The organism is Sphaerimonospora thailandensis (assembly GCF_016863115.1).
GTDB lineage: Bacteria > Actinomycetota > Actinomycetes > Streptosporangiales > Streptosporangiaceae > Sphaerimonospora > Sphaerimonospora cavernae.
This window is the reverse complement of the sequence record NZ_BOOG01000043.1, coordinates 60,642-66,700: the sequence shown is the minus strand read 5'-3', so window position 1 is coordinate 66,700 and position 6,059 is coordinate 60,642. Positions and strand designations below refer to the sequence as shown.

The window sequence follows — 6,059 nt, the reverse complement described above, 5'->3', positions numbered from 1 at the left end:
CACGTCGGGTAGCCGATCTCCGTCATGTCCTCAGCGAGATCGGCCAGGCTGAGTTCGGGGTTGAGTACCTGAGCCCTCACAGGAGCGCGGAGATCGCAGCACGCACCGGCTGCTGCCGTCCGAGAAAGTCGGTGTTGTCCGCCCACTGGTCAACGCATCCGGACAGCGGCAAGACGCTCAGCTCGGGGTGGGTGATGGTCCGTGCCAGGGCCTGGGCGAAGCGTTCGGCGTGCAGCACATGGAACGGCCGGTCGTGGTATGACCTGCGCGTCGGGTCCACCGGCTGCGCGAGCCCGGTGTCGTTCTGCAGGTTGGCCACGATCTCGTAGGCGTCTCACAGGTGCCGCTCTCGCACCGGATAGTCCGTCGCCGTGACGGCGCCGCGCAGCGACGGCGTCAGTTTCTCGGCTATGGGCAGCTGCCTGAACGCGCTGCCCAGCCACTTGGCGTATGGCGCGTATCGTCGCGTGAGCAGCAGGCACAGGCGCATCAGGTCACGTACCAGTCGTCCGGCGACGAGGGCGGATCCGAGGTCGTCGCCGACCTCGGCACAGCGCCCGACGAAGGCTTCCTCCTGGGAGAGGCGCTGCCACTGGCACGCCAGCAGATACCGCCACACCTGGTCGGGGTACCAGGCCAGGCGCCGCCGTACGGCGGTGAGCGTGCCGAACCCGTCGTGGAAGATCGCGCCCCCGGTGGTCTCGGCGAGCTTCTGCTATGGCATCGCCAGCCAGTCGCCGACGGTGAGTTCTACCGTCTCCTGGTGGAGGCCGAGGTGAGCGCTCAGCCAGGTGTCGACGGTGGTGATCGAGACCCGGTGGTCGACCGGGCCGTCCGTCACCTCCATGTGGCCGACCGGGTCTCCCGGATGCCGGTGTTGGAAGTGCGTGGGCCAGCCGCGGATCTGCTTGGGCAGTCGGTACGCCAGGAGCCGGTGCAGGTTAGCCGCGTGCGCGGCGGCGTCCTCGGGTGTGAGGAACAGCTCCAGCCGCGGCCCCCAGTCGTGATCTGTCGACCGCGCGGTGTCGAACCCGAGCACCTCTGATCCCGGCCCGACCCTCGCGGCGGCGTACCGCAGCCCGGGGTGTTCCTTCTCGAGGATCGGTCGTACCGCCTCCTCATAGAGGATCCGTGACAGCGTGAGACCCGGTAGGAACTCGGCGGTGGGCGTATCCATGCGCTCACTGTGCTGGGTAAGCGTCCAGGGGGCCACCGAGTTTCGCAGCGTCCATCCTTGCCGGAGTTCGACACATTCGAATCGCGGTGTCGTTCAGGAACCACCTACTCCTGCCTGGCCCTGCTGGCGCTTCCTCCGGCAGCCTGGGTGGTCCCTGCAGCAGCGGCGCTTTCCGCCGCCAGCAGATATCATCACGCGTTATCACAACCAATGTGGCTTCTGGGTGGAAATAGTGACCTTGAGGGCTTCTTCCGCTGTAATCCCTCTCTTGCCCGGGGATCCGATCGAGGTTGGGAGCTTCCAGATCGTCGGCCGGTTGGGCTCCGGAGGCATGGGCACGGTGTTCGCCGGAGTGAATAGGCGAGGTGAGCGGGTTGCGGTCAAGCTCATCCACCCCTCCCTGGCCGGTGACGATGAGTTTCGTGCTCGATTCGCTCGTGAAGTCGCGGTGCTTGGACGCATCCGCAGTTCGTGTACGGCGCGTGTACACGAAGCCGATGCCGCAGCGGCTCAACCGTGGCTTGCCACCGAATACGTCCCGGGCCCGACACTGGAGCAGCGCCTCAAGAGCGGCAGTCCGCTGTCCGGCGACGAACTGTTCGGCCTTGCCGCCGGACTGGCCGAGGCGCTGGTCGCGATACACGGAGCCGGGGTTGTCCACCGGGATCTCAAGCCCACGAATGTGATCCTTTCGCCCAGCGGACCGAAGGTCATCGACTTCGGTATCGCTCGCGCCCTCGACGAAACGGCGCTCACCAAGACCGGGACGCTCGTCGGCTCACCCGGCTGGGTCAGTCCCGAGGAGTATCGGGGAGAGTCCGGCGGGTCCGCAGCCGACATCTACGGCTGGGGTGTGCTCCTGGTCTACGCCGCGTCAGGAAGCCTGCCGTACGGCACGGGCCGCCCAGAGGTGCTCGCGCTGAAGGTGCTGAACGATGACGTGGACATATCGGCGGTGCCGGAGGAGCTCCGCGATCTGGTCGAACGGTCCGTGGCCAAGAAGCCCGAGAATCGACCGGGCAGTTCCGAAGTGCTGGCGGGCGTCGTCAACGCGTGGCGGCAGGATCCCTCCGATGAAAGCGACCCGTCTGACTACGTCACTCAACGCCTCGACCGCACCTGGATCATGCCCGTCGAGGAGGGAACGCCTTGGCCGGCGGGAGGACCGCGGTTCCGCAAATGGTGGCTAGCCATCGGGCTCGTGCCCGCCGTCCTGGCTGCGACCGCGATCGTCGCGATTGTTAACGGGAGGACTTCGATAGGCGAGACTCGGTCGCGAGAGCCAGCGGTCGCTGCCTCCACAGTCGTGCCTGCTGCGGCCAATCACCAGGTATCCCCGTCGACAGCTTCGACGCCCTCTGGTACAGCTAGCGGCAAGATCGTCAGTTGGCAGGGATTGAAGATCCAACTTCCCTCGGGATGGGGGTTCGACAAGGGCGACGTCTACCAGGCTGGTTTGTTGGCTCCCGGAGAAAAGGTTCCGACCTCCGGGCTGTCCATCTCCTGGCTGGGCGCACCGCAGGCCAACCAGTGGCCGAGCGATCGTCTCGATGAGGACAATGGCTGGCAGGTTGGAGACCCGCCCTTCTGCATGGCCCCCGGGTCAACTCAGAAGGATCTCGCGAAGCCGCCGGGGCGTCTCATTCGCAAGGAAAGCATTATCCTGAAAGGCGGCTATCGCGCAGAGTACCGGGTTTGGAATGTCCAGTGTGAGAACGGCACCAGATTTACCACGAAAGCGTGGTACATACCGGAAGCGGAACTGGCCCTGTTCAACCTGGCTGCAGATGTGCGGTACAGCAGCGAATACGACGGCATCATCGCTGGCCTTGACTTCTCCGGCTGGAAACCTACGATCCCAGCGGTCACCGAGAGGTTCTGGGGGATGAAGATGACGTTGCCTGCCGGTTGGCATCTCTCCGAAGTCTCGCCGCTCGTCGCGTGCGTCGAGTCGCCTAATACTCGAGGTTCTATCGGTCCATGGGATCTGCCATGCCCACCCGACTCTCTGACAGTTTCTGTCAAGTCCGGACCTAATGACTGGCCCGGGCCTAAACTCGACTATCCGATACCTTGGCAGCTCTCTATCCGCAGTCCCTGCCTGGCGGGAGGAGGTGTAACGCAGGTCCTTGACGACGAGGCCGCGAAGTACAATCCGGCTGGAGAGTTTGCCCTCTACGAGATGAACGATTTCCACTGGAAGACAGGAAAGCTTACCACCGTTAAGCTCGCTGACGGCCGACGAGCCGCCTACCGCTCTTGGCGCATGGGCTGCGAGCGTGGCAGGCACTACACGACGAAGGCCTGGTACCTTCCCGTCTCGCAGGTCGCTCTGTACGTCCTCAGCCAGCATCCTGAAGATGCCGAAGGCCACGACGAGGTCATTGCTTCGCTAGATCTGCGTGGACTCAGCACACGGTGATGCGTCGTGCCGCGATTGGTTGCCGTAGTTCGGTCATGTCTGCTCAGTTGGGCGGACGGAGGCATTTGACGCGTGCCTCCGCGCTCCTGGTCATCCTCCCCTCGTTAGCTTTCCGCCGTGTCGGCTGGTGTCGGAGGTAGGCATCGAAGCCGATTGGCTGCGAGTTGATCGGCTGATGGAGGGTGGAGATGCTGCACCTGTGGTGAAGCGCGCTGCCTCCGGTGGTGCGGAGCCTTCGAGAGGGGTATCGAACAGTGCGGTGGGGATTGACGGGTCGCGGCGGCGGTCGAGGATGGAGAGCGCGACCATTACGCCGGGCCGCTGTGTGGGCGTCGCAGTGTCGAGGGTGGCCTGATTCAGGTGGGACAACGCCGCGTTGGTGTAGCCGGTCACTTCCCGGTACGCGACCACGAGTGGGTGCACCGCGGCTGGCCCGGCTTGGCCGTACGGCGAAGCGTCCCTCATGTGCGAGGCGCACATGATCTGGTCTCGACCGGCGGTGACGACGTGGGGGAGGTCGTGGTCGGCGACGGCCTCGACGGCGTGCCGTACCGACAGCAGGATCTGCGACATGTCCGCTGTCGTCGGCGCGAACTCGGCTGGCGTCTTCATGGGCGGGGTGCCGGGCATTCCGGGAATCCACTCCGGGTTGGTCCCGAGATGAGACGGCCCATGCGGATGGTCAGTTGGTCGAGGTGGGGGGATGGGGGCGGCTGCTGCCGATCGGTGATCAGCCGCTTCCAACTCTGCCGTACGTTCAACCAGCGGGTGAGCACTCGGTCGAGACCTTCGGCCGACTTGGGCCCCTCCCCCCGAGGTGTGGACACCTTGAGTGCCGGATCATAGAGATCTGGAGACCAAGGAGTTCCTCGTGGCCATGAAGGCCCACTCGTCTGAGTGCAAGGCAGACGCTGTCGCGTTGTATCTGTGTCAGACCTGGTGCGGACGTACGCGTCGGTGGCCAAGGATCTGGGCGTCAATCGCGAGACGCTGCGGTTGTGGGTGCGCGAGGCGCGCTCGGCCGGCACGGCCGGGAAGAAGGCGGCAACCCCAGGGAAACGGCCGCCCGCCGGCCCGGTAACCTCCGGCGACGTGCTGGAAGAGGAGAACAAGCAACTGCGGGCCCGGATCCGGGAACTGGAGCTGCCGCGGGACGGCGCCGCGCGCAATCGCGGCGGCTCGGACGCGGTACGGGGACCGACTCCACCTGCGCGGCCGGTGGACGACCAGGGAGGGGCTCGAACCGATCCGCGGCCTGCTCAACGCGGCGACCAGGTACGAGACGGTGACCGACGAGAACGGCGGGGTGACCGACATCAGCCATAGCCGCTGCGGCATGGCCGGGTCCACGTCCGCCCCGGTCCGCCGGATGGACGTGGTCTGGGCCGCCGACCTGACCGGCGCGGTCGTGGAGATCAGGGTCTGGCGGTCGCCCTGCCAGGCCCTCTTCCGGGGACCGGGGGGGCATGGTGCCCAAGCCCGCGCTGCTCGCCCGGCTCGACACCTGGCTGGGAGACCGGCCCGCCGCCGGAGGGTGAGGTCGGCGCTGCCGGGCCTTGTGACCTCCCTTGGGTTGCGAGGGCGGGCCACTATCGCTGGCATGCCCTGTCATCTGCCGGTCATCCACGACGAGTATGGCGGACGGTCACGTGGTGAGGATCGCCCCTGCAGTGCGGCGTGGTGGCGGCGGATGGCATGCTCAACAGCATCGACCGTACTCAACTCCCGGATCATCTTGAGCAGAAGTTTAAGTACATGTATCATCGCCAGCAACGCAAGAGTTCATCGTGAACTCGGCTCACAACAGGCTGGAGGCGGTGTCTGATGTTGGGTCGTTGCTCGGTGCGAGCTAGAGCGCGTCTGGGATGGCGGTTGAGTTCTATCTGTGGGTGCTGCCGTCGCGTCGCCCCAGAGAGCTAGCGTCTCTTTGGTAACGATATGGGTATTTTGTCCGTATCGGATCCTAGATGTCGCCAACTAGGCCATTGCGCACGAGCTCAGCAGGTTGTAGAAGATTTAACTTTACAGGTTTCCGCAGAGGGGTTGGGCAACTTCGTGGAGTTGGCGGCCATGCCCGTTGCCGGTGAGGGTGAGTGATGGACGTCAGACTGGAGAAGTTGACGTCCGGCGCAGGGGTCGGCGGTGTTGCCCGTGACGATGACCACCGGATGGCGAGGTATCAGATCGTCGATCAGGTTCGATACCCGGATGACGGGACCGGGTTGATGCTACGCAAGGGGTTACCCGCCTATGGTACTGGCTGGGACAGCACCCTCTTCAAAGTCCGCCCCAGAGGCGCCGATGATTCGCGTGTTCGCGTGGTTCAACTCAATGCTCGCCGTCGCTGTCCGCGACCCGGAGTTGCTGCCACACCAGATCCAGGTGCTGTACAGGTAGATCTACCGCAGGCTACCGCCCTTCGTGCTCGCGGAGGGACCCGCCGTGGGGAAGATCATCAAG

At 65.1% G+C, this 6,059-nt stretch carries 5 protein-coding genes and 1 pseudogene; 2 read left to right on the top strand and 4 right to left on the bottom strand.

What is annotated here, in order from left to right:
- Positions 1–76 precede the first annotated feature (76 nt).
- The 3 genes and pseudogenes from Mth01_RS29870 to Mth01_RS29860 form a co-directional block, all read right to left on the bottom strand.
- Positions 77–319, bottom strand: a complete 243-nt coding sequence (locus Mth01_RS29870; RefSeq protein WP_239089878.1) for a hypothetical protein — start codon at positions 317–319, stop codon at positions 77–79.
- Between the two features lie 15 nt (positions 320–334).
- Positions 335–703: pseudogene (locus Mth01_RS29865) on the bottom strand (DUF4037 domain-containing protein); the annotation flags it as partial.
- Positions 704–715: 12 nt separating this feature from the next.
- The gene (locus tag Mth01_RS29860) at positions 716–1,177 is read right to left on the bottom strand and encodes a hypothetical protein (protein ID WP_239089877.1); all 462 of its coding nucleotides are present in this window, start codon (positions 1,175–1,177) and stop codon (positions 716–718) included.
- Between the two features lie 223 nt (positions 1,178–1,400).
- On the opposite strand from Mth01_RS29860, the gene Mth01_RS21430 reads away from it, so the two are divergent.
- Positions 1,401–3,599, top strand: coding sequence for a serine/threonine protein kinase (locus Mth01_RS21430; RefSeq protein WP_204017702.1), 2,199 nt, complete (start codon positions 1,401–1,403; stop codon positions 3,597–3,599).
- 90 nt (positions 3,600–3,689) lie between these two features.
- Here the strand turns inward: Mth01_RS21430 and Mth01_RS21425 are convergent, their stop codons facing one another.
- On the bottom strand, positions 3,690–4,229 hold the full coding sequence (locus Mth01_RS21425) for a hypothetical protein (protein ID WP_204017701.1): 540 nt from the start codon (positions 4,227–4,229) through the stop codon (positions 3,690–3,692).
- A 297-nt stretch (positions 4,230–4,526) separates the two neighbouring features.
- On the opposite strand from Mth01_RS21425, the gene Mth01_RS21420 reads away from it, so the two are divergent.
- Positions 4,527–4,925 (top strand): transposase, encoded by a 399-nt coding sequence (locus tag Mth01_RS21420; protein WP_204017700.1) that lies wholly within the window; start codon positions 4,527–4,529, stop codon positions 4,923–4,925.
- Positions 4,926–6,059: the final 1,134 nt, after the last annotated feature.

What these genes read in the sequence shown, in the direction of transcription:
- Mth01_RS21425 (WP_204017701.1), bottom strand. Translation starts at nt 4,229, where the DNA reads ATGCCCGGCACCCCGCCCATGAAGACGCCAGCCGAGTTCGCGCCGACG.
- Mth01_RS29860 (WP_239089877.1), bottom strand. Translation starts at nt 1,177, where the DNA reads ATGGATACGCCCACCGCCGAGTTCCTACCGGGTCTCACGCTGTCACGG.